Annotated in this window: 1 pseudogene; it reads right to left on the minus strand. The window is 64.5% G+C overall.

Going from position 1 to position 321, the window contains the following annotated elements:
• Positions 1–311: pseudogene (locus OO68_RS41850) on the minus strand (IS4-like element ISSysp3 family transposase); the annotation flags it as partial.
• Between the last annotated feature and the right edge of the window lie 10 nt (positions 312–321).

Consider the following 321-nt stretch of genomic DNA (forward strand, 5'->3'; position numbering starts at 1 on the left):
GAGACGGTGCGGCGGCCCTGGCGGGTCCAGATCTCGCCGTGCAACAGGCCAAGGCAGCAGCCGCTTTCCGCGTCTGCGGCCAGCATCGGGTGCAGCAACACCCCGCGGGTGTTGCCATGACCGATCTCGCCCAAGCCACGCCGGTTTTGTGCCTTGGTGGCAAAATTGATCTCGCTGGTATCCTGGATCGCCAGCACATGGCGGCCTTCGGCCGCCATTACCGTACCATCGCTCCAGCTTTCGATTATCCGCGTCGTCGTCACCTTGGCATTGCCGAGAAAGCGGTTGAAGCGCACCTCCCGGGCACGCATGCCTCCTGCC

It is taken from the genome of Streptomyces iakyrus (assembly GCF_000717055.1).
In the GTDB taxonomy this organism is placed as follows: domain Bacteria; phylum Actinomycetota; class Actinomycetes; order Streptomycetales; family Streptomycetaceae; genus Streptomyces; species Streptomyces iakyrus.